We start from the raw sequence: 22285 nt of genomic DNA, 5'->3' as shown, positions 1-22285 counted from the left end.
ACATATCACCGCTGTGCTTTTAAATACGACTATCTCAAAGGTATTTTTATATATCTTCCAACGAAAATCGAAGAAGTGTTTGAATTTCATTGGGAAGTCGAAGAGAGTAGACAAAGTATCCAAGGCCAGATAATATGTCCTTTCCAAACAGTTAAAAGTAGAAGAATGAGACTACCACTAAGTGAAAAAGGCCCAAAATCCCCCTGGCTTTCCATATAGTCTGTTTAGTAAGAAGATTCAATGGGCATACTTTTGAACAAAGGACCTTTGCAAAACGGAGGAAAGCTCTTTGTTTAAGAGTAAATCATTCACATGGAACCAGAAGTGGATTAATCAATATGAATCATCGTGGTCAATATTCGAAAAGTTTAAATACTCTAATGTTGTCAAGAGCAGCGATCTTCTCACTATCTTCACAACTAAGTTGTGCAACAATCAAAAGAAAAGTTCTTGGAGCAAGGTCGATCGTGATTTACTGAATTTGGTCAATATTGATGATGACAAATGTAAAGCCGTTTTTGGAGTTTCTCTCCATTCTCATAACAAAAATCTAATCAACAAATTAATTGAACCTTACCTCAATATTGATTTTGATAATAACAATTATTTCCGAGATAACCTTACTTTTTGTATACAATGCATGCAAAACGGGTTTCACAGTTTATTCCATCAATTTCATACTATCACCAAATGTCCATTCCACTTGAATCCGCTAAGTCTTGAATGTCCAGATTGCAAATGTTCCTATTCTTTCGCGTTAACCGACAATAATTGGTCAAACCCATTTTGCTGCAAATGTGGTTATTGGTATGCAGATTTAAAAGATAGACATTATCTAGACATCTGGAAAAATCATCATTCTGAAATTGCGGATAAAAACTTACAGCATTGGATAAGCACTCGTGAGCGTTCAGAGTATTATATTGACCTCCGCAGTATCTATCGAAGTAAAATTGTTAAACAAGAAACACCGTGTCTTCCTCTCAACCCGAATAATAAGTTTGTGGTATACAATAAGAAGGATTACTTGGGAATAAGACGATTTGGTAAAGTTGAGTATAATTACAATCTAGAAAATGAGATAGATAAGTCAACCAAATCAGTACAGAAAGCAATTGTAAGACGTGTCAGGAGACATATCATTCGTAAACATAGATCTTGTGTAATCAGACTAGTTAGGGGGTTTCCAGACGAAACTATATGTCCCTTTGCTTATGCATATGTTTTATGGAGGCAAAAGATTGACAATTTCAAACAGTATTGGCAAGTGGATAATAGTAAATTGTACAGGTACCAATTAGATTCTTCCTCGCTTGAAAATGTCTGGTTATCAACCAATTTATCATCACTCTTAACAAAGGTAGAGAGAGCATTTGATTGCAACAGCACTGGCCTCTTTTTTTGGATACTGAACTCGTATTATGGAGAAAGCCTACTTCAACTTTTCAAGGAATTTTTAATTGAGGGGCAACCTTCCACAAATAGGTGTATATTTGTGGACTATCCTCAAGGGCATATAGAGACAATACCAAACATTATAATTAGAGAAGTAAATGATAATTCCACCATGAAAAAAATAGAGTTTTTAAAGAGTTCTCATATGCAGCCCAGCATCTCTGAAATCATTGATCGAATGGAATGTCCCTTCAATCAGGGTGATAAACTATATACTGATTTGAGCCTCTAACGATAAAGAATAAAATTAACTTCTCGTGTAACAGTTTGATTGTACATAATAAAATTTCGAACGAAAACGTGCACTTTTGTTACTTGTGCACGTTTTTATTAATTCATGTAGTTGATTTACAAAATCTTTACGTACATAAATATTGATATAGCCATATGGCTATATTAGAATAATTGGTGAAGGAGGGCTGATCATGGAGTTCAATAAATTAGCAGATGCATTAAAAACACTTGGCGATCCAACTCGCTTGAAGATCATTGCCTTATTAAATATGCGGGATTGTTGTGTATGTGAACTGGTACCGATCTTTGGCATTTCTCAGCCGTCAATTTCAAAGCACATGAGTCGCTTGAAAAATGCTGACCTAGTAACAGAAGAAAGAAAAGGTCAATGGGTTTTTTATTCATTGAACAGAGCACAGCTTGAGGATATCGGTTTTTCTTTAAATCATTTACCTGATTTTTCGTCAGAATTTGATGAACTGGCGAAAAAAGGGTTGCTTGTAACCTGCGAATAAGAAAGGAGTGGTACTAACGTGAGTGATAAGGTAGGAAAACGGTTATCGTTCCTTGATCGCTACTTAACGCTTTGGATTTTTGTGGCGATGGCTGTAGGTGTAGGGAGTGGTTATCTCTTTCCAAACTTTGTAACGGTGTTAAATGAGTTCCAGGTAGGTACAACATCCATCCCAATAGCCATTGGTCTGATTCTCATGATGTATCCACCTCTTGCGAAAGTACGCTATGAGGAGTTAGGTCGCATTTTTCGGGATGGAAAAATTCTTGGGCTTTCCTTGATTCAAAACTGGGTAATCGGTCCAATCTTAATGTTCATTTTGGCCATCGTCTTCTTGCAAGGATACCCAGAATATATGGTAGGTCTCATTATGATCGGACTGGCGCGTTGTATCGCGATGGTCATTGTTTGGAATGACCTGTGTAAAGGTGATACCGAATACGCAGCTGGGCTTGTAGCGTTTAACTCGATCTTCCAAGTATTGTTTTACTCCATATACACGTACTTCTTCATTACCGTCTTACCAGGTTGGTTTGGACTTCAAGGGATGGTGGTTGATATCACCATTGCGGAAGTGGCCAAAAGCGTATTTATTTACCTAGGAATTCCCTTTATTGCCGGGATGCTCACAAGGTACACGCTGGTAAAATCCAAAGGACGCGAGTGGTATGAAAAAGTATTCATCCCGAAAATCAGCCCGATCACACTGATTGCCTTACTCTTTACCATTATCGTGATGTTCTCACTGAAAGGTGAAGTCATCGTCGCATTACCACTGGATGTCGTTCGGATCGCGATCCCACTGCTCATTTATTTCGTCGTGATGTTCCTCATCTCATTTTGGATGGGGAAAAAAGCAGGGGCAAATTATCAGGTAACATCCACATTGGCATTTACAGCATCAGGTAACAACTTCGAGCTAGCAATCGCTGTTGCCGTAGGAGTTTTTGGCATTCACTCTGGAGCCGCATTTGCAGCTGTCATCGGTCCCTTAGTAGAAGTGCCCGTCATGATTGCATTAGTAAACGTCGCGCTTTGGTTTCAAAAGAAATACTTCAACAAAAAAGGAGCCTAACTCATGGATAAAAAACCTCTCGTCTACTTTCTTTGCACAGGCAATTCTTGCAGAAGTCAAATGGCCGATGGATTTATGAAAGCCTTGGGAGGCGAACGCTACGAAGTGAAAAGTGCGGGTCTAGAGGCACATGGACTTAATCCTCGTGCAGTACAAGTGATGAAAGAAGCCGGTGTTGATATTAGCACCCACTCTTCTGATGTCATTGATCCAGAGACACTAAATTGTGCGGATTATATCATTACACTTTGCGGTCACGCAGATGAACATTGTCCGGTTATCTCTAATAAAAACGTCGTGAAATGGCACTGGGGATTTGATGATCCCGCGAAAGCAATCGGTACAGAAGGAGAAATCATGACCAGTTTTCGTACCGTTCGTGATTCCATAAAGAAACGCATTGAAGTTTTTCTTGCAGAAGGAAAATAAAGGGAGGCAAGATCATGATTAAACGAATGCATGTGGCTGTAAATTGTACCGATTTAGAAGCATCACTTGAATTTTACCGGAACTTCTTTGGAGTGGAGCCGACTAAAGTGAAAGAAAACTATGCAAAGTTTGAGTTAGATACTCCAGCCCTTCACTTTTCCTTGAATGTACGCCCGTTTGAGAAGAAAGGTGTTCTTAACCACTTGGGATTCCAAGTAGACAACACGGAAGACGTCATTCAAATGGGCAATCGATTACGTGAAGCAGGATTGCTTACTATTGACGAAATGGGTACTACTTGCTGCTACGCTGTACAAGACAAAGTGTGGGTGTATGACCCAGACGGTAACGCATGGGAGATATTCTATACCAGTGCAGATTCGGAGTTTGAATCAGCAGGTGAACAACGTGATATCTCCTTGTGTTGTGCACCTCCTAGTGCCCCCGTTCAAGTCCAATTTGGTTCCTGGAAAAAGTAAATGAACATGACCCCTCGCTTATAGAGGGGTTTTTTACGAAACCGTAAAGGAGGTAATTTCATGGAAAAAGTAGTCGTCCTTGGAACAGGACCTGCGGGCCTTACAGCTGCAATCTATCTAGCACGTGCAAATATGAACCCACTCGTTATCGAGGGAAATGAACCCGGAGGTCAATTAACCCTTACAACAGAGGTTGAGAACTTTCCAGGGTTCCCAGAAGGAATTATGGGGCAGGAGCTTATGCAGAACATGCGGAAACAAGCAGAGCGTTTTGGCGCATCCTTCCAAACTGGTTGGGTAACGACTGCTGACTTATCAAAACGACCGTTTACATTAACCATCAATGGATCTGATAAAATTCAAACGGAAACACTGATCATCTCGACGGGTGCATCTGCTAAATTGCTAGGCATCCCAGGTGAAAAGGAGAATATCGGACGTGGAGTAAGCACCTGCGCTACCTGCGATGGTTTTTTCTTTCGAGGGAAAAAGGTCATTATCGTAGGCGGTGGTGATTCTGCGATGGAAGAGGCGAATTTCCTCACTAAATTCGCTACAGAGGTGATTATTGTCCATCGAAGAAATGAGCTGCGCGCATCAAAAATCATGCAAGATCGGGCTCAAAATAACCCTAAAATCACGTGGTGTTTGAATAGCACGCCAATTGAAGTAATCGCCGAGGAAAAGGGAGTAACAGGATTAAAGGTAAAACATAATGACACCCTTACGGAAGAAATCATTGAGACGGATGGCATTTTTGTTGCAATTGGTCATCGTCCAAATACTGCTTTCCTACAAGGGCAAGTCAAAACGGATGAAACAGGGTATATCATCGTCACTCCTGGTACAACAGAAACAAACATTCCAGGAGTTTTTGCATGTGGTGACGTTCAGGATCACCGTTATCGTCAAGCGATAACGGCAGCAGGTACGGGGTGTATGGCAGCACTGGATTGTGAGAGATTTTTAGAGGATAATGCTCTTGAAGTTTGGGGTATCGAAGCTCCAAAACAATACCACGCCTTGGTAGAAGATCGTATTTTCATGGGTTCAGCTGATGACGTGGAGAGCATGATCGAACATGAAGGAGTAGAGGTAGTCGTTGATCTACGCGGAGATGCTGAGCAACCTGCCTTTTCAAACCCACATGTTCAATGGATCCAAATTCCACTTGGAGACAATTCGTCCGCTAATCAAGATGTCCTTTTTAAACACGCCATTGAAGAGGTAATCCATGCATATAAGCATGGCAAGAAGGTTGCCATACATTGTAATGGTGGTCGTGGTAGAACAGGCGTTGTAGCTACAGGCACACTTCTTACCCTCGGACTAAGCAACTCGTTGAAAGAAGCTGAGGAAAAGGCAAAAGAGATTCGACCGGAAATCACTATCAAACCTGGGCAAAGAGAAGCATTACTCACATTATTTCCTGAAGGTAATCGGGACTAAGATATTAGAGAATAATACCGTTCAAAGACGACCATGACAAAACATGGTCGTTTTACTTTGTCTGAATCATTAAGTTATTACCGAATGTCAAAAGAAAATAAAGAATTAGACTGAAAAATAAAGTATTAGACCGGGAAAATATAGTTGTAGACTGAGAAAATAAAGTTATAGACTGTGAGGCTGCGGTCGACTCCGCGGAAAAGCTACAGATCGTGCCCCTGGAAGGGGCGGCATAGGCAGAATCGGTATTCCGGCGACATCACCGGCCGGCTTCAGGAGCGCCGTAGCGATACGTAGTCTGTTCGGATGGCCTTGACCAGCTGATGACGGACAGCTACGCCTACAGAACTCCTGGTTCCCGACCGTAACGACAGCGCGAACACCTGCAGGAGCAGCGTAACTGATACGCTCTTTACTTCGGATGGACATGGCCAACTGTACGGCGAAGCTGCAGCTCGTGTTCCTAGTTGTTCTTCTGGAAGCGCTGGTTTGGGGCCAAAGTCTGGTCACGTCGCTTTCCTGGGTCGCATGGAGTCGCTTTTAGAACGCAAAATCACCTACTCAATGACCTTGGAAAGCCGCGTTCGCCATGTAACCGACAAACGGCAGAGCGTCCATATAGCCACATCGGAATAGCCATGGTAAGTCTTAGGGGGAGACCAGATCTGCGAGCTTGTCTGCGACGTCTGCCATTGGCTCTTCTGCAGTGTCTAGGCCGGTTCGCGAACCGAGCAAGGGACTGACATCGCGGAGCTCTTCATACGTGGTATCGTGCACAATTGGAACAAGTCGTTCACGAGCGAGGAGTGCTGAAAGTTCTTTGTCTGCGATGCCCTCTGATTTAAGGCGTTTTAGCAGAGCAGGGGTCACCAGCACAATCCCGACTCGCGAGTTCGCCAAGCCCTTGTCGATGGAGCGAAGCAATGGTACGCCGAGGCCTGCGTCCTTCTCGCTGAACCAGACAGAGACACCACGTGACTCAAGCAGATCATGCAGATCCTTGGCGACCCCCTTCCGGTCGTCCCACGCATGGCAAAGGAAGACGTCCCGAAGGTCAGGCTTCTCATTTGCCAGGTTTTCGACGTTGTTGCGGATTGGTGTAAGTGCCCGAACTTCTGCAGGCGTGTAAAACACTGTAGAACCTGCTCTCGACCATTTCGCCTTTACACTGCGGCTGCCGGAACCGTCGCCGCCGCTTCGACTGCCCCCACTTGACTGGGTGTAAGACGGAGACGAATGCGTCCCGTAGGCACTGTAACCACCACTATAGCGTCCACGCCCCCGACACGCTGGGCAATTTTCTGCGGCACTCGCTGAGCTATGTCCCCTTACTGGAGCCGTGCATCTGGCCATGTCTCTACCTCCCTTGAATGTGTATTTCTAACATATTATATCATCTATATTCTACCAAATCATACTAAAGCACCATATTTCCTTCCAATTCTACCAATTCTCCTGTCGAACCAAGGAAAGTTCGACACACCCCGTTGATTATCTGTCAAAAGAAAATAAAGAATTAGACTGAAAAATAAAGTTATAGACTGTGAGGCTGCGGTCGACTCCTATGAAAAGCTACAGATCGTGCACCTGGTTGTACTTACGGAAGGGGCGGCATAGGCAGAATCGGTATTCCGGCGACGTCACCGGCCGGCTACTGGAGCGCCGTAGCTATACGTATTCTGTTTGGATGGCCTTGACCAGCTGATGACGGACAGCTACGCCTACAGAACTCCTGGTTCCCGACCGTACCGACGGCGCGTACACCTGCAGGAGCAGCGCAACTGATACGCTCTTTACTTCGGATGGACATGGCCAACTGTACGGCGAAGCTACAGCTCGTGTTCCTAGTTGTTCTTCTGGAAGCGCTGGTTTGGGGCCAAAGCCTGGACACGCTGACCTTTGGAGTTACAGTTGCCTGCCAGTCTACTTCTTTATTTTCGGGCTCCTTCAATTATCGTTCCTTATTCGGGAGTCCAGTCTAAAACTTTTTATTCAAATGTTGACGATTTTTAACCTCTAAAGGCCCGCAGAATCAACTCCTCCGGTCTAACACTTAATTTACGCCTTACACCGAATTAATAAATGCGGATAAAAAAGTTGCAAAAATCAAATATTAATTGTATAACTATGTCATGAGGTGAGATACTTGGAAGCAGTTCGAGATTTATTTCAAATCATGACCCGTCGCTTTGGTTTTCTAAATAAAAACTGTTGTTCGGCAGGCGGGGTAGAGCTTTCATTAGTTCAAAGCCATATATTATATGAAATTGATCGGCAGCATAAGCCTTCAATTCAGCAGGTGGCTGACGCATTGGGTACAGATATTACGACCTTTAGCCGTCAAATTCAATCTTTAATCAAGTTAAATCTTGTGAAAAAAACTCCTGACCCAGAGGATAGAAGAGTATATATTCTCTCTCTGACAACAGAAGGAATGTACGTAGCGACAACAATTGATGAGCAAATGAATGCTTATTTAAGCGAGATCTTTTCACAGATGAATGAATTTGAAAGAGAAACGGTCATTCGCTCCATCAAGTTTTTGAATGAAGCGATGGCAAAATCGAATCAGTGCTGTACTCCCATCGTGGAGTAATTTCTCTCGTTATAAACTTGCAATTTACAAATAAATTAAAGGATGAGGGTGCCCATGAAAGAGTGTTTAGATGTGATTGTTATTGGTGGAGGGCAGGCAGGTCTTGCTTCCGGTTACTATTTACAAAAGAAAGGTCTATCTTTTTTGATACTGGAAGGAAGCAATCACGCTACAGGATCCTGGCCCCATTATTATGACAGTCTAAAATTGTTCTCACCCGCTCAGCTTTCTTCACTACCTGGCATGAAGATGCCTGGAAAAAAGAGACGTTATCCGATTCGTGTTGAAGTCATTCGTTATTTGCAGGATTATGCGAAAAAATTCGATTTACCTATCCGTACCAATCAGCGAGTGACACGAGTAGAACGAAACGGCAATTATTTTGTCATTCAAACCGAGACAGGACACGTTTATCAAACAAAAGCACTCATCAATGCCACAGGCTCATTCCATAACCCCTATACACCCGAAATCAAAGGGAGGGAAAGCTTTCTCGGGGAAATACTCCATTCGTCTACGTATCGAAATCCGGATCCGTATACGGGTAAAAGAGTTGTTGTAGTGGGGCGTGGAAATTCAGCCATCCAAATCGCGGTAGAGTTGGCCGATCACTGCAAGACCTCATTAGCGGTACTCCAACCAGTTCAATTTGTTAAACAAAAAGTATGGGGACTAGATCTACATTATTGGATTAGAGCAATTGGAATCGATACCTTTCCTTTTTGGCGATTTGGTAAGCAAGCACCGGTTTCGAGTGCTGTGGCAGATTTAGGCGATTATAAGACAAAGTTAAAAGCAGGAATGCCAGATCAACGAGACATGTTTACCTCATTTTCCCCCGAGGGCATCATTTGGCCAGACGGTACTCATGAAGTTGTTGATACGGTTATTTTTGCTACTGGGTATCGTCCAGAATTATCGTTTCTTGAACCGATTGGGGCATTGAACGCCGAAGGAAGACCTTTGCAACTAGGTGGAGTAAGTCTCCAAGTTCCTGGACTCTATTTTGTAGGTTTAGAAGGACAACGTTCCTTTGCTTCTGCTACTTTAAGGGGGGTGGGGCCAGACGCGAAATATGTTGTGAAAAAGCTTTATACTTACCTGAAAAGAAGTGACTAGATGGCTTTTTTTACAGCGTGAAAAAGGAGTGAAGTACCATTCTAATCAAGCGTGCATAAGATGCAATAGATAATTGTTGTAACTCATTGGCTTTGATAAATGGAAATTTCCACAAGACAATAGTTGCATTTGTCAATTAGTGCATTGTAAGATGGTTTTAGGTGATGATAATGAAACCACTCGCTCAATACGTGAACGTAAGAGAAGTATTTCAGGTTTTAGTAAGGCGTTTTGGTGTTTTACAAAAGGACGGTGCACAGTGCTGTGGCATCACTGTGGTTCAAAGCCATATTCTCTACGAGCTCCAGAAAAGGCCAAACATTTCCTTAAACGAACTCGCAGATTTGTTATCCATTGATACTAGTACCTTGAGTCGCCAAGTTCATCATCTCGTTGAAACAGAAATGATAAACCGATTGCCAGATCCAAAGGATAGAAGGTATGTTGTTCTTTCCTTAACGCAGAAAGGAGAAGAGCAACACAAGGAGATTGCGTCATACATGGAAACGTACATCGCTAATGTGTTTGATCAAATTCCGGATGATAAGCATGAGCAGGTATTGGAAAGTCTTCAATTGATAAATGAAGCGATAAGAAAAAGTGCAGATTGTTGTATGCCTCCTCTATAACCAGTAGAGGAGTTTACTTAACGAATATAGTTGCAAATACCAACTATTTAAAAAGGGGATTAATGAAAAATGAACTTACCGGTAGCCATTATTGGAGGAGGTCCAGTCGGGTTAGCAGCAGCACAACTCGTTCAAAGAGGAGAGGCCTTTATTGTGTTGGAGGCAGGAGGTCAGGTAGGAGCAAGTGTTTTGGAGTGGGGACACGTCCGGATGTTTTCACCCTGGGAGTATAACATGGATAAAGCAGCGGTCACGCTCCTTTCAAAATATGAGTGGAAAGCTCCAAAACCAGAAGACATCCCAACAGGTAGAGAACTTGTTGAAAATTATATGCAGCCACTTGCAGCCATCCCTGAAATTGCTCCTTACATTCATCTAAGCAGCAAAGTAATCTCAGTTGGTAGAAGAGATATGGATAAGATGAAAACAAAAGGAAGGGACCAAGTACCTTTTGTCATTCAGTTCGAGCAAAATGGGGAGATACATGTTATCGAAGCGAAAGCTGTCATTGACGCCACTGGAACTTGGAAGAATCCCAATCCTGTTGGTTCAGGCGGTATACTAGCAAAGGGTGAACAAGATGCCTCTAGTCGAATCACCTACGGAATTCCTGACGTATATGGGAAACAGCGTAATCGGTATGCAGGGAAAAAGGTTCTAGTTGTGGGAAGTGGGCATTCTGCAATCAATACCATCCTCGATTTGAATCGCTTGAAAGAGGAGGTGCCATCCACTGAAATTTTTTGGGCGTTGCGGAAGAAAAACATTTATGAAACGTATGGTGGAGGCGAGGCAGACCAATTACCTGCACGCGGTGCGTTAGGAACTGCAATTAAATCCTTAGTTGAGAACGGGCGCATACACGTTTTTACACCTCTTCAAATACAGGAAGTTTCCTGCAAAAATGACGCCCTTACGATCGGAGGGGTGTTGAACGGGGAGCCATTCAAACTCGAAGGCATCGATGAGGTGATCACGAATACGGGGGCTCGACCTGATACCCAATTTATCCGTGAACTGCGTTACCAGGTTGATCCCGCGATCGAAAGCGTACCAGGACTTGCGGAGCTCATTGATCCAAATATTCATAGCTGTGGAACGGTTAGACCGCATGGCGAAGCAGAACTCCGGCAAGCTGAAAAGGATTTTTACATCGTTGGGATGAAGAGTTATGGGCGAGCCCCAACTTTTCTTCTGGCTACAGGATACGAGCAAGTGAGATCTGTCATCGCTGGCCTTGTGGGTGATTGGGAAGCAGCCAAAAAAGTAGAACTTCGTTTGCCTGAGACAGGAGTTTGCAGTGTAAGCTTTTCCGCGGATCCCCAAGAGGTGTCATCTTGTTGTGCACCACCGCCTATTAAATCCAGCTCTTGTTGCGGTAGTGATCCGGTGAAATCTACTTCACATAATGATGATTCATGTTGTGAATCTACAGCTTCTAAGGCGAGTGTAGTCGGGAGTTCTGCGTCAATTAAAGTTTTGACAACAGAAGCACAAACCTGTTGCGCACCAGCACCCCAAAAGTCGTCCAATTGCTGCGGATAATGCAGGCATATTCGTGTATAAATTGCTACAACTACAATAACGGAATAATCCCCTGTCTTACAGATGGGGGATCTTTTCGTAGAAAACCATAGAGGGGTACCGCCAACATTTCGGAAATTTTGTACGCTAAGCAGCTTTTAGCAAGAAAAAGACCGGTATTCTGTACGCTAAGAATAGTCCGGTCTTTTAAGTATGCAACATACAATTTCGATTTCCCTGAGCAGGAGGGAAATCGGGTAATCATTTATTGACTGACATTGAGGGGCCGTAATGTGTTATGACCAGGTATTCTTTTTAGGTCGAATGTGTACTCGCCTAGAAAATTAATATGTTCCCATCCCAAAGGTGATATATGTTGTAGAAGATCTTCTCGTAACAATCCTTTTGATTGCAGTATATTTGCTGCCTCTGTGAGATAAACGGTGTTCCATACACTTATCGCATTAATCAAAATGTTTAATGCACTAGCTCGTTGCAATTGATCCTGTAGTCCACGTTCTCGTAATTCACCACGTTTTCCAAAAAACAAAGCTCTGGCCAATCCATTCATTGCTTCTCCTTTGTTTAAACCTCTTTGTATTCGGCGACGCAAGGCTTCATTGGAAAGATAATCTAACACAAAGATCGTTTTTTCAATTCGCCCCATCTCTCGTAATGCAGTCGCTACTTTATTCTGTCTTGCATACGATCCCAGCTTACCCATGATAAGCGCCCCAGAGACTTTCCCTTCACGAATAGAATGGGCTAATTGTAATACATCATCGTAATTATCCATAATAATTTTAGTGTTGATTCGACCACGTAGCATAGCCTCTATTTTTGGATAATTACTTGATTGATCGATCGTGTAGAGTTTACTATCTGCTAAGTCTCGCAATCTTGGTGCAAAACGAAAGCCTAAGATATGACTTAATCCGAATACCTGATCGGTGTAACCGGCTGTATCTGTATAGTGTTCTTCAATTCGTAGATCGGATTCGTGATGGAGAAGGCCATCAATCACATGAACAGCATCCCGGGCATTTGTATTAATAACCTTTGTGTAAAAACTGGCATATTGATCGCCAACAAATCGGTAAATGGTCGCTCCTTTACCTGAGCCATAATGAGGGTTGGAATCAGCGTGTAGAGATGAAACACCTATCGGTACGCGCATACCATCCGATGATGATGTTGTGCCATCACCCCAGTAAGATGCAAGAGTTAGTCTATGCTGAAAATTTACAAGCTTAGCTTGGGCTCGAGTCATTGCATCTTCATATAACCGCCATTGAGCAGCGTTAGCTAATTGATGGTATGTAATATCAGGAGTGGCATCTGCCATTTTTGTAAGTCCAATATTTGTTCCCATTGCCATCAAAGCTGCCATTAGTATAGCTTTTTCTTCTCCTTTTGGCGGTCGATTCGTTGAACCATGGATAAATTGTTCGTCAAATTCTGTCCAACTTGCTACTTCCATTAATAAATCCGTCAATTTTATACGGGGTAACATGTCGTAGAGAGACAAACTAAAGGATCGTGCTTCTTCAGGTGTGTCTCGTTCCAGGCGATCCACACGGATCTTTTCTTTATCCGCACTGATTCCCTCCAGTGAGTTTAGATTATTTGAAATCCATGTAAGACGATGATGTAAGGCTTCTGTCCGTTCCGCTATGTATTCTTCTGATGATAGAGTGATAGCTAACCTTGTGCCAACTTCCTTGGCTTGGAGCCATTCATCTTTGGAAATTAGATACTCCTCAAAATCTTTATGTAATCTACTACCGACAACCCATATATCACCGGAGCGAATATGATTTTTCAATTCCGTTAATGCTGCCATTTCATAATATTGCCGATTAATGGTACCATCATCATCATACACATGTTTTTGCCAACGCTTTGGAACAAAATCGAGAGGAGCATCTTCTGGAACTTTTCGTTTACCATTTTTGTTGATGTCACGTAAAACATCAATGGAACGCAATAAAGGTTCAGCAGCTTTTGTAGATCGAAATTCTAGTGAATCAAGTAATGTGGGGGTATACTTTCTGAGGTAGGAATACCTGGTACTTAGCAAGTCTAGGTAGTCATAATCCATAGGTCTTACTAATCTTTTTGCTTCTTCAATCGATTCAACGATTTTTTCCCAGGGCATGACTTTCTCTAATACCTCAAATGGATTAATTCCTTCTTCCCTAGCTTTGATGAGAGCAGAACCTATGTCAGCATAATGTATCACTTTCTCGTTTACTGATTTTCCGTTTTGTTTTTGAATTTCTTCCTGTGCCTTACGGCCTTTTGATTGTAAAATCATCATCTGCCGGTCGTGGATCTCAATTGCTTGGTCAACTAAATCTTGACTAAGAGTAAGCAGATAGGCAACTAGTATAGCGTATCTCTTCTGATCATTAAATCTACGAAAAGAATGCGGTTCATATCTGGCTCCCATTCGTGCGAATTGGAGTAAACGGTTTGGATGGATACTCGCAGTATCAACAGATAATTCAAGTTCCCTAATATATTTTATTCGTTCAATCACTTTCAGAAACGCTTCTGGAGATGATTGTCCTGGAACCTCTCTAAGCCATGCGAGAGGAGTTTTCTTATTTTCTACAAAAGGATCGATCAGTTTCTCGAGCTTCGTTTTTTGCCAACTAGAAAGTGTTTGAGTAAGAAATGAAAATACTCGTTTCTCTGCACGTTGCCGCGTTTCCCATACAAGTCTCTCTATAGTTGTAACAGCAGGGAGAATGATTTTCTTTTCACGCATAATTCCAATAGCTGCTTGTATGAGATACATGGCATTCCCATTCTCCATAGCGTGTTTTAAGAGGAGCTGAGCTGCCATTCGATAGGCATGTACATCAAAATTTCGATACCCATAAACCTGTCTCAACTCCTCAAGGTGTTCACGACGTGTAGGATCACGTCTAGCGTATAAGGAGTAAGTTCCCGGATCAATGTCTAGTTGTTTAGCGACATATTCTAATAAACTCTCCGGAACTTCTGGTAAATCGACTAGGGAACAACCTGGATTCCGTAACGTACATAATTGAATGGCAAAACCTAGCCTGTTATGATCCCTTCGATGCTGGTTAATGATTTCGATATCATACTCTGTCAAAGTATAGTACATTGCTAAATCATGCTCAGTGATATTAGAGATGTTAAGCAGCTCGTTCCGTTGTTCTGGTGTAAGTAGCTCTTTAGCGCTCAATATAATCAACACCTTTGATCAGTTTGAATCACCTTGTGCTAATATATCGATAAAGCGTTGTTTTCCCTAAGCCAGTTGCGCTTATAATCTGTGCAATACTGTAATCCTTGCTGTCATACATTTTTAATGCCATTTCAACTTTATCCGTCTGCTTGGATGGTCTACCCCCTTTTTTTCCTCTAGCTCTAGCAGCTTGCAATCCTGATTTAGTCCGTTCGCTAATAATATCTCGTTCTAGTTCAGCAATACTGGCCATCGTTCGAAAGAAGAATTTTCCCATTGCCGTTGATGTATCTATACTATCGCTTAAAGAGACGAAATCAACTGCCATCTCGTTAAACTGTTCGCTTAATTCAATGAGATGCTTTGTAGAACGTGAGATGCGATCCAACTTATAAACGACAACCTTGTCTCCTTTCCGTAACAGCTTGAGTAATTCATCGAGTTGGGGACGATCTTTTTTTGTTCCAGTCATTTTTTCTTGAAAAATTCTTTCAACTCCATATTTATTGAGAGCATCTATCTGCATATCTAAATTTTGATCTTCTGTACTAACACGAGCATATCCGAAAATCACTTATATCCCCTCCAAGTGAAAAAGTAATACAATAATAGTACCATAAAGGGTCGGTACCGACGATAAATAAACTTTGTTTTAGGGAATGGGTTTTGGAACTGAATAACATTAGATTTTGAATCCTTTTTAAACATGCGTCACAAAGTCCCAAAAACGTTCGTTTTAGGGATAATAGGGTTATATACATTTTCAATGCTAACACTATCCTTGACCCTGTACTATGGTACAGGGTTTATATTATGAGTGAGGTGATGTAAATTGCATTATCGAGTAGGGGAAATCGCAGAGAAGTGTAACGTTAACAAAGAGACCATTAGATATTATGAACGTTTAGGCTTAATTCCAGAGCCTGATCGTACCGAAAAAGGCTACCGAATGTATTCACAACAAACGGTCGATCGATTAAATTTCATAAAAAGGATGCAGGAACTAGGCTTTACCTTACATGAAATTGACAAGTTACTAGGGGTCGTCGATCGCGATGAAGTAAAGTGCCGTGATATGTATGATTTCACTGTTCTTAAGATCGATGACATCCAGCGTAAAATTGAAGATCTCAAAAGAATTGAGAAAATGCTGATGGACCTTAAAGAAAGATGTCCTGAAAACAAAGACATTTACGAATGCCCCATTATTGAAACATTGATGAAGAAATAAAGAGGTGAAACAGCCATGAAAAACACAATAAAAAGTTCAGCTTGGTTTCTTGTCGCATTAGTTACATGCCCATGCCATCTGTTTTTACTGCTTCCGTTGTTTGCAGGAACAGCACTGGGATCATACTTCGCGGAATTTCAAAATGTTATTTTCATTATGATGGGTCTGTTGTTTGTTTTCGCCCTATTCAAGGGCTGGAGAAAACTAGACCCAGGAACAATAAACGAAACAAAGAAAGAAACAACAAAACATGATTGTTGCAGCATAGAGAGGTTTAAATCATGAGGGAAAAAATGTCGCAGTTAGCCGCTGTTTTTTCAGCTTTTGTTATGGCTGCATGCTGCCTGGGTCCACTGATTTTCATTCCTCTTGGGTTAACTGGATTTGCAGGAGCATTGGCCTTCTACTCTTTGAAATATCGGTTATTGTTTACCATCGTTACCATCATCCTTCTTGCCTACTCCTTTTACATGGTTTATCGGAAAAATGGCAAAAGGAAAAGTTCTGTCATTGGCTTATGGATCACGACGTTTTTCGTTTTCAGCGTATTTCTTTTATTATTTCTAGTTGAAAGTTGACTACAGAAAAAGGGGCGCTTTATATGAGAGTACAAATAATGAGGATTATGATGGCATTATCTCTTTTGATGGTGGTTAGTGCGTGTAGTAACGAAAAAGATGCACAAAATACTATGGATGCTAAGCAGGAAGAAAAAGCTACCATTGAAACAATTAAAACAGGGACATTCACGGTTTTGGGGATGGATTGTTGTCCTCCGTCTGTTGTAGAAGATATCCTGGAACAGGTCGATGGCGTTAGCAAAACAACCATTAAAGTCAGTGGAAGCACGGGCGAAGTAACGGTTTCTTTTGATGATAAGAAAACGGATTTACAGGCTATAAAGACGGCTGTTTCGGATTTCGGGCTTGGAGTCGAGTAAAGGGAGGGATTTAACATGAAAAAATATCGAATAAATGTTCAAGGAATGACTTGTACGGGTTGTGAAGAGCATGTAGCTATTGCTCTTGAAAACATGGGTGCTAAAGGGATTGAAGTGGATTTTCGTCGCGGAGAAGCTGTATTTGAGCTTCCGAATGACGTGAAGGTGGAAAAAGCGAAAAAGGCGATTGCTGAAGCCAAATACCAGCCAGGAGAAGCAGAAGAAGTACTACCACAAGAATCGATGCAGCTTGGTGATGAGGGCGATTATGACTACATCATTATTGGTTCTGGTGGGGCAGCCTTTTCATCTGCCATTGAAGCCGTTAAATACGGAGCGAAGGTGGCAATTATCGAACGCGGAACAGTGGGTGGAACATGCGTGAACATCGGCTGCGTTCCTTCAAAAACACTGTTAAGAGCTGGCGAAATCAATCATTTAGCAAAAAACAATCCTTATGTAGGATTGCACACGTCAGCTGGCGATGTGGATTTGGCACCATTGATCAAGCAGAAAAACGAGCTAGTGACGCATCTTCGAAACAGCAAATATGTGGATTTAATTGATGACTATGGCTTTGAATTTATAAAAGGCGAAGCAAAATTCGCGGATGAAAAATCCGTTGAAGTGAATGGCATGAAGTTATCTGCCAAACGATTCTTAATCGCAACAGGTGCTTCCCCAGCTGTGCCAAACATTCCTGGACTGGATGAGGTAGACTATTTAACAAGCACGACGATGCTTGAATTAAAAAAGGTTCCAAAGCGTCTTGCTGTCATCGGTTCTGGATATATCGGCATGGAATTGGGACAACTATTCCACCATCTAGGCTCTGAAGTTACATTGATGCAAAGAAGCCCGCGTCTATTAAAGGAATATGATCCTGAAATCTCAGAAGCGATTGCACAAACCTTAACAGAACAAGGGGTCAATTTAGTCACCGGAGCATCCTTTGAACGAATTGAACAAGAAGGAGAAATTAAAAAGGTTCATCTCGAGATCAATGGCAAGAAGCGAATCATTGAAGTAGATCAATTATTGGTGGCCACAGGAAGAACACCGAATACGGCAACTTTGAATTTACAGGCAGCAGGCGTTGAAGTAGGCTCCCGTGGTGAAATTGTCATCGATGAGTATTCAAAAACAACGAATTCACGTATCTACGCAGCAGGAGATGTTACGCTTGGTCCTCAATTTGTGTATGTGGCAGCTTATCAAGGTGCAGTTGCGGCAGGAAATGCCGTCGGAGGACTGAATAAAAAGCTGAATTTAGAAGTGGTTCCAGGAGTTACGTTTACAGCTCCAGCTATTGCAACTGTGGGTTTAACGGAGCAACAGGCAAAAGAAAAAGGCTATGAAGTGAAAACATCCGTCTTGCCGTTAGATGCTGTTCCAAGAGCCTTGGTTAATCGGGAAACAACAGGCGTGTTTAAACTGGTGGCAGACGCGAAAACGTTGAAAGTGTTAGGGGCTCATGTAGTGGCAGAAAACGCGGGAGATGTGATTTATGCAGCGACATTAGCTGTCAAATTCGGTTTAACTATAGAGGATCTTCGCGAAACCCTTGCACCATATTTGACAATGGCAGAAGGATTGAAACTGGCTGCCCTAACGTTTGATAAAGATGTTTCTAAATTATCCTGTTGTGCCGGGTAATTAAATTAGTTAATCAAGCCGATTTCCTTACCGTAACGGAAATCGGCTTTTCTATGTAAAAAATCGCTTAGCGTACAAAATTTCCGAAATGTTGGCGGTACCCCTGTATAAACTTATCTTCTTCCAGCTCATTATTAATTGCAGGAACGCATTATGCTATTAATCAGTAAATGTACATAATATACAATTCTTAGCATGAATGTATCAATGAATATTTAACTTTATTGATGAGCCCACTTCAAACGAGTAAGTATTTTGTTGTCGTTGAAACCGACACAAAAGTACTTACCATATTGCCGAACGCTTAAAACCCAAGCTCCCAATATACCTTCAATCAGGTAAGTACTTTGTTGTCATAAAAAACGACACAAAAATACTTACTATTACTGACGAATGTATATATAGTAAGTATTTTTGTGTCGCTAATGATTATAGTAAGTATTTTGTTGTCGTTATCGTCAGTAGTTTGGTGTCGTCAGACACGGAACCAAGACCTTTGAGTTATTGGTATTCCTGGTCTTTTTTTGAGTTTACATAATATATATTATCGGACTCAAAGGAAACTCAACTTTTCCAAGAAGAGTGTATCCCCTAAAATCAAACAGCAGCCGACTTATTCAGTCAGCTGCTCATCTTGTATGGTGGCACGTCAAAAGATTTATTATCTCTCCATGATAGCAAAGTGATTTTCTTCATGATCGGCAAAGTTAAAAACTCTTCCTGACGTCATGGATACAATTTAACCACCGCTCATTTTCAACTAACGGATGACAGGCGTTTGCATTCCATTTACCCAATCCATAATAAATGGTGCTTGATGCGGGTTTATATTAGCCGGCAGCTCGGTTTTATGCACGAATTGAAGCTGTGCAGATTCTTCATTGGCTTGAATATTGCCTTTGTAGGCAGTCACATGAAAAATGATCTGTATACTGAACACCTTATCGCCATTTGCGTACTGGGCAAAACCATCTTTTCCGGAATAGATACCAAATAACCGCAATGGCTGGAGAATGATCAGATTCGTCTCCTCCAAAATCTCTCGTTTTACGGTTTCCTCAAAGGTTTCTCCAATTTCCATCAGCCCACCAGGTAGACCCCATGTGCCGAGATCTCTTTTTCTTTGCAGCAAAATACGACCAGCTGTGTCTTCGATCATCGCGCCACATCCAACCGTTATTAATGTTTCTTGACCAATGAGACTTCTCATTGTCTTGATATAATCATTCATCCCAAAGAACCTCCTGTGTCATTCCCCATACATTCGATACTGGAGTCTAAACTCCTTTGCATCTACAAATTGCGCATTTCTTGTTTAATCCCACTTTAACTCTGCTTCTTCAAGATTCTTTCCGCATCTGCCATATTTCGCGCACCTTTGCCATATCATGATACAAGCTAGGAACCTCTGCTAAATAACAATCAATAATTGCAGATGTAACAGTTTTAATCAGCTTTTGATCCTCATGGTACAGATCGGAAAATACAATACAAATAAACTTATTTAAATAATTTTAAAAATTCTGTTTACAACGCACGTTTTTTCATCTATACTAAAATTAAGATAACTATACTCAAAAACGTCCGGGGGTCATCCTTAATGGCAAAGGTGCAATCCAATTCGAAATCCACTTCTTCGAACCAATCTAAAAAAAGAAGAACCTACGAAGATACACTAAACAATCTGGCTCACTACCTGGAAAGCAAGAAAAAGAAGTAAACGAAAAGAGTGCCAAAGGGCGGCACTCTGTTTCGTCATGTATGGACTTTGTTTTTGTACCTTTGCCATTTTTCCTATTGCCCGGTCCGCTACTCCATAGCCCCTTTTGGTTCGAAGTCTTCCTGCTCCCCCGGCGACTACGCAACTGTAAACGAAAAGGTGTATGGATCCCCCTTCGATTTCATGCTGCTCGTTCTTCCATGTTGCTCAATAATCTCCGTTACTAATGCCAGAGTGCAGCTCTTTTTACTGACCCAGCTATTTGGCGCTATCATGTCCACTTTGTGCATTTTTTTGAATTCGTTCCACTATTGATGCTGATTTTTGCTTTTCTCGGAAAGCTTCCAAATGGATTGAAATGGGTCTGTGTCGTTTTCATGCTGCTTCTCTTCGCCCAATATGCTACAGCACATATCCCAGTTATTGCAGCCGTGCATCCAGGGGTCGACTTTTTTTGGAACGCTATTATTTTATCAAAGCAGCTTCCAATGCCACCTCGATCATTTCGTTAAACGTGGTTTGACGCTCTTCAGATGTCGTTTCTTCACCGGTCAGAATATGATCGCTTACCGTAAGAACGGAAAGAGCATTGCGTTTGTATTTTGCGGCCAAGGTATACAAGGCGGATGACTCCATCTCAACAGCCAGCACTTGATAGCTAGCCAGTTTTTTGTACAAGTCCATGCTTTCACGATAAAAGCTGTCGCTCGTAAAAATATTGCCCACTTTTACCGATAGATTGTGCTCGGTAGCCACTTGAAAGGCTTTGTGCAGCAAGTCAAAATTGGCCGTTGGAGCAAAGTCGACTTGATTGAACAGCAAACGATTGGTCTGGGAGTCAGACGAAGCACTCATGGCCAGGATCACGTCACGTACTTTGATATCCTCTTGAATGGCCCCGCAGGTACCTACCCGAATCAAATTTTGCACATCATAGGATTGCATGAGTTCGTTTACGTAAATAGAAATAGATGGGACACCCATTCCCGTCCCTTGTACAGAGACGCGTTTTCCCTTATACGTACCCGTATAGCCAAGCATGCCACGGACATGGTTGTAGCAGGTCGCCCCTTCTAAAAATGTTTCCGCTATGTATTGGGCTCGCAAAGGATCTCCTGGCAACAGAATCGTTTCTGCGATTTCACCTGGTTTGGCGCCGATATGTACACTCATTTTTTAATCTACTCCTTTACTAGTTAGAAAGCTTGGCTTCCTCATGCCATTGGCGAATGAATACTCCCTAGAATATGGTACTACAAAATCCGAACAATGCAAAATGAATCTACAAGTGATCATGTACTTTCGCATAGGTCTGTTAAAAGAAAAACCGCTGCCCCATAGAGGGACACCGGCTAGGAATGATCGTTATAAGGTGAGGGATCGGATTTCATTTGATTTACATAGTGGACTGCTTCCAAATGATCCCCTAAACGCATATTCATGCGCTCTTCTCTTCGCACTGAAGAACGATTGTCCTTCAGAGGACGTTTTTCTTCTTTGACCCGATGGGATTGCCCTACCCTCAGCTTCTTGTTTACTGCGATGGCATGAGCCAATGGTGGAACGAGTAAATGATGAATTCCGATTTGAATTGCCGCTTCACGCGTAATGGCAATCGGCAGATCGATCATGGAGGTAAATTTTTCCCTTTGATCCAGCATGTGATTCAGATAGGCTTTGGCTAATGTCACCGTATCCATGTCTTCCTCATTACGTGTGGACAAATATGCACTTGTCTCCGTCTTGCGAAGGGAGATGTCCAAGCCTTGATAGCAGGCCGTTACGAAGGGCTGCAAGTCGCTTGCCGCAATGACACTGCTTGCACTTAAAAACAACCACACATCTCCGTTGGCTTCTCTGGCTCCAATCGACCGCCAAACATCCTGACCTAGCGGAAATGCATAGACATAGGAGGTAATGATCGGTGATTTATGCATGAGAATTCTTTCAATCGAGGAATCCCTGCTTCCGTTCACGACAAGAATAATCTCTTTTGGCGACAACTTTGCCAC

The 22285-nt window shown here is 42.1% G+C and carries 24 protein-coding genes and 2 pseudogenes; 20 read left to right on the top strand and 6 right to left on the bottom strand.

What is annotated here, in order from left to right; translation table 11 throughout:
- The 9 genes and pseudogenes from EDM52_RS25025 to EDM52_RS25505 form a co-directional block, all read left to right on the top strand.
- A partial coding sequence (locus tag EDM52_RS25025; protein WP_221175574.1) for a hypothetical protein occupies window positions 1–219 on the top strand: 219 nt, incomplete at its 5' end.
- A gap of 70 nt (window positions 220–289) precedes the next feature.
- Window positions 290–1687 (top strand): hypothetical protein, encoded by a 1398-nt coding sequence (locus tag EDM52_RS23535; protein WP_122911337.1) that lies wholly within the window; start codon window positions 290–292, stop codon window positions 1685–1687.
- A gap of 193 nt (window positions 1688–1880) precedes the next feature.
- The gene (locus EDM52_RS23530) at window positions 1881–2204 is read left to right on the top strand and encodes an ArsR/SmtB family transcription factor (RefSeq protein ID WP_122911336.1); all 324 of its coding nucleotides are present in this window, start codon (window positions 1881–1883) and stop codon (window positions 2202–2204) included.
- 18 nt (window positions 2205–2222) lie between these two features.
- Complete coding sequence (arsB, locus tag EDM52_RS23525) at window positions 2223–3278, top strand: ACR3 family arsenite efflux transporter (protein WP_122911335.1); 1056 nt, start codon at window positions 2223–2225, stop codon at window positions 3276–3278.
- A gap of 3 nt (window positions 3279–3281) precedes the next feature.
- Window positions 3282–3707 carry an arsenate reductase (thioredoxin) gene (arsC, locus tag EDM52_RS23520; protein ID WP_122911334.1) on the top strand — a complete coding sequence of 142 codons (426 nt, stop codon included), beginning with the start codon at window positions 3282–3284 and terminating at the stop codon, window positions 3705–3707.
- A gap of 17 nt (window positions 3708–3724) precedes the next feature.
- The gene (locus EDM52_RS23515; protein WP_415783107.1) at window positions 3725–4186 is read left to right on the top strand and encodes an ArsI/CadI family heavy metal resistance metalloenzyme; all 462 of its coding nucleotides are present in this window, start codon (window positions 3725–3727) and stop codon (window positions 4184–4186) included.
- 60 nt (window positions 4187–4246) lie between these two features.
- Window positions 4247–5179: pseudogene (gene trxB / locus EDM52_RS23510) on the top strand (thioredoxin-disulfide reductase); the annotation flags it as partial.
- A gap of 51 nt (window positions 5180–5230) precedes the next feature.
- On the top strand, window positions 5231–5635 hold the full coding sequence (locus EDM52_RS25360; protein WP_276330145.1) for a protein-tyrosine phosphatase family protein: 405 nt from the start codon (window positions 5231–5233) through the stop codon (window positions 5633–5635).
- Window positions 5636–6056: 421 nt separating this feature from the next.
- Window positions 6057–6179, top strand: a complete 123-nt coding sequence (locus EDM52_RS25505) for a hypothetical protein (RefSeq protein WP_276330144.1) — start codon at window positions 6057–6059, stop codon at window positions 6177–6179.
- 104 nt (window positions 6180–6283) lie between these two features.
- Here EDM52_RS25505 and EDM52_RS23505 read toward each other — a convergent pair whose 3' ends face one another.
- Window positions 6284–6988, bottom strand: a complete 705-nt coding sequence (locus EDM52_RS23505; RefSeq protein ID WP_122911331.1) for a toll/interleukin-1 receptor domain-containing protein — start codon at window positions 6986–6988, stop codon at window positions 6284–6286.
- 449 nt (window positions 6989–7437) lie between these two features.
- On the opposite strand from EDM52_RS23505, the gene EDM52_RS24885 reads away from it, so the two are divergent.
- The 5 genes from EDM52_RS24885 to EDM52_RS23485 all read left to right on the top strand — a co-directional run bounded on the left by EDM52_RS24885 (window position 7438) and on the right by EDM52_RS23485 (window position 11524).
- Window positions 7438–7617 (top strand): hypothetical protein, encoded by a 180-nt coding sequence (locus EDM52_RS24885; protein ID WP_183185329.1) that lies wholly within the window; start codon window positions 7438–7440, stop codon window positions 7615–7617.
- Window positions 7618–7781: 164 nt separating this feature from the next.
- Window positions 7782–8231: a MarR family winged helix-turn-helix transcriptional regulator gene (locus tag EDM52_RS23500; protein WP_122911330.1), complete on the top strand. Its 450-nt coding sequence runs from the start codon at window positions 7782–7784 to the stop codon at window positions 8229–8231.
- Between the two features lie 54 nt (window positions 8232–8285).
- A complete protein-coding gene (locus tag EDM52_RS23495; RefSeq protein ID WP_122911329.1) occupies window positions 8286–9350 on the top strand; it encodes an NAD(P)-binding domain-containing protein in 1065 nt (354 codons plus the stop codon).
- A gap of 170 nt (window positions 9351–9520) precedes the next feature.
- Window positions 9521–9979, top strand: coding sequence for a MarR family winged helix-turn-helix transcriptional regulator (locus tag EDM52_RS23490; RefSeq protein WP_122911328.1), 459 nt, complete (start codon window positions 9521–9523; stop codon window positions 9977–9979).
- A 69-nt stretch (window positions 9980–10048) separates the two neighbouring features.
- Window positions 10049–11524, top strand: coding sequence for an NAD(P)-binding domain-containing protein (locus EDM52_RS23485; protein WP_122911327.1), 1476 nt, complete (start codon window positions 10049–10051; stop codon window positions 11522–11524).
- A gap of 244 nt (window positions 11525–11768) precedes the next feature.
- On the opposite strand, the gene EDM52_RS23480 is transcribed toward EDM52_RS23485, so the two are convergent.
- Together EDM52_RS23480 and EDM52_RS23475 are read right to left on the bottom strand one after the other, a co-directional pair.
- A complete protein-coding gene (locus tag EDM52_RS23480) occupies window positions 11769–14723 on the bottom strand; it encodes a Tn3 family transposase (RefSeq protein ID WP_122911326.1) in 2955 nt (984 codons plus the stop codon).
- A gap of 28 nt (window positions 14724–14751) precedes the next feature.
- Window positions 14752–15300, bottom strand: coding sequence for a recombinase family protein (locus EDM52_RS23475; RefSeq protein ID WP_122911325.1), 549 nt, complete (start codon window positions 15298–15300; stop codon window positions 14752–14754).
- A gap of 258 nt (window positions 15301–15558) precedes the next feature.
- Between EDM52_RS23475 and merR1 the strand changes: the two genes are divergently transcribed.
- From merR1 to merA, 5 genes are read left to right on the top strand one after another with little or no spacing between them, the layout of a single operon-like run.
- Complete coding sequence (merR1, locus tag EDM52_RS23470) at window positions 15559–15957, top strand: mercury resistance transcriptional regulator MerR1 (RefSeq protein WP_122911324.1); 399 nt, start codon at window positions 15559–15561, stop codon at window positions 15955–15957.
- Between the two features lie 15 nt (window positions 15958–15972).
- A complete protein-coding gene (locus EDM52_RS23465; protein WP_122911323.1) occupies window positions 15973–16242 on the top strand; it encodes a hypothetical protein in 270 nt (89 codons plus the stop codon).
- On the top strand, window positions 16239–16535 hold the full coding sequence (merT, locus tag EDM52_RS23460; protein WP_122911322.1) for a mercuric transport protein MerT: 297 nt from the start codon (window positions 16239–16241) through the stop codon (window positions 16533–16535). The genes EDM52_RS23465 and merT overlap by 4 nt, the downstream gene beginning before the upstream one ends.
- A 23-nt stretch (window positions 16536–16558) precedes the next feature.
- Window positions 16559–16897, top strand: coding sequence for a mercury resistance system substrate-binding protein MerP (gene merP, locus EDM52_RS23455; RefSeq protein WP_122911321.1), 339 nt, complete (start codon window positions 16559–16561; stop codon window positions 16895–16897).
- 15 nt (window positions 16898–16912) lie between these two features.
- A complete protein-coding gene (merA, locus tag EDM52_RS23450) occupies window positions 16913–18553 on the top strand; it encodes a mercury(II) reductase (protein WP_122911320.1) in 1641 nt (546 codons plus the stop codon).
- A gap of 760 nt (window positions 18554–19313) precedes the next feature.
- On the opposite strand, the gene EDM52_RS23440 is transcribed toward merA, so the two are convergent.
- Window positions 19314–19784 carry an NUDIX hydrolase gene (locus tag EDM52_RS23440; RefSeq protein ID WP_122911319.1) on the bottom strand — a complete coding sequence of 157 codons (471 nt, stop codon included), beginning with the start codon at window positions 19782–19784 and terminating at the stop codon, window positions 19314–19316.
- 737 nt (window positions 19785–20521) lie between these two features.
- On the opposite strand from EDM52_RS23440, the pseudogene EDM52_RS25020 reads away from it, so the two are divergent.
- Window positions 20522–20785 (top strand): annotated as a pseudogene (locus EDM52_RS25020) (DUF6220 domain-containing protein); the annotation flags it as partial.
- On the opposite strand, the gene deoD reads toward EDM52_RS25020, so the two are convergent.
- Window positions 20739–21446 (bottom strand): purine-nucleoside phosphorylase, encoded by a 708-nt coding sequence (gene deoD, locus EDM52_RS23435; protein ID WP_122911318.1) that lies wholly within the window; start codon window positions 21444–21446, stop codon window positions 20739–20741. The pseudogene EDM52_RS25020 and the gene deoD sit on opposite strands and share 47 nt — an antisense overlap.
- Before the next feature lie 179 nt (window positions 21447–21625).
- Window positions 21626–22285 (bottom strand): glycosyltransferase family A protein, encoded by a 660-nt coding sequence (locus tag EDM52_RS23430; protein ID WP_245997354.1) that lies wholly within the window; start codon window positions 22283–22285, stop codon window positions 21626–21628.

It is taken from the genome of Brevibacillus invocatus, assembly GCF_003710915.1.
In the GTDB taxonomy this organism is placed as follows: Bacteria; Bacillota; Bacilli; order Brevibacillales; family Brevibacillaceae; genus Brevibacillus; species Brevibacillus invocatus.
The sequence above is the reverse complement of the archived record's forward strand: the minus strand, read 5'-3'. Positions and strand labels throughout refer to the sequence as shown.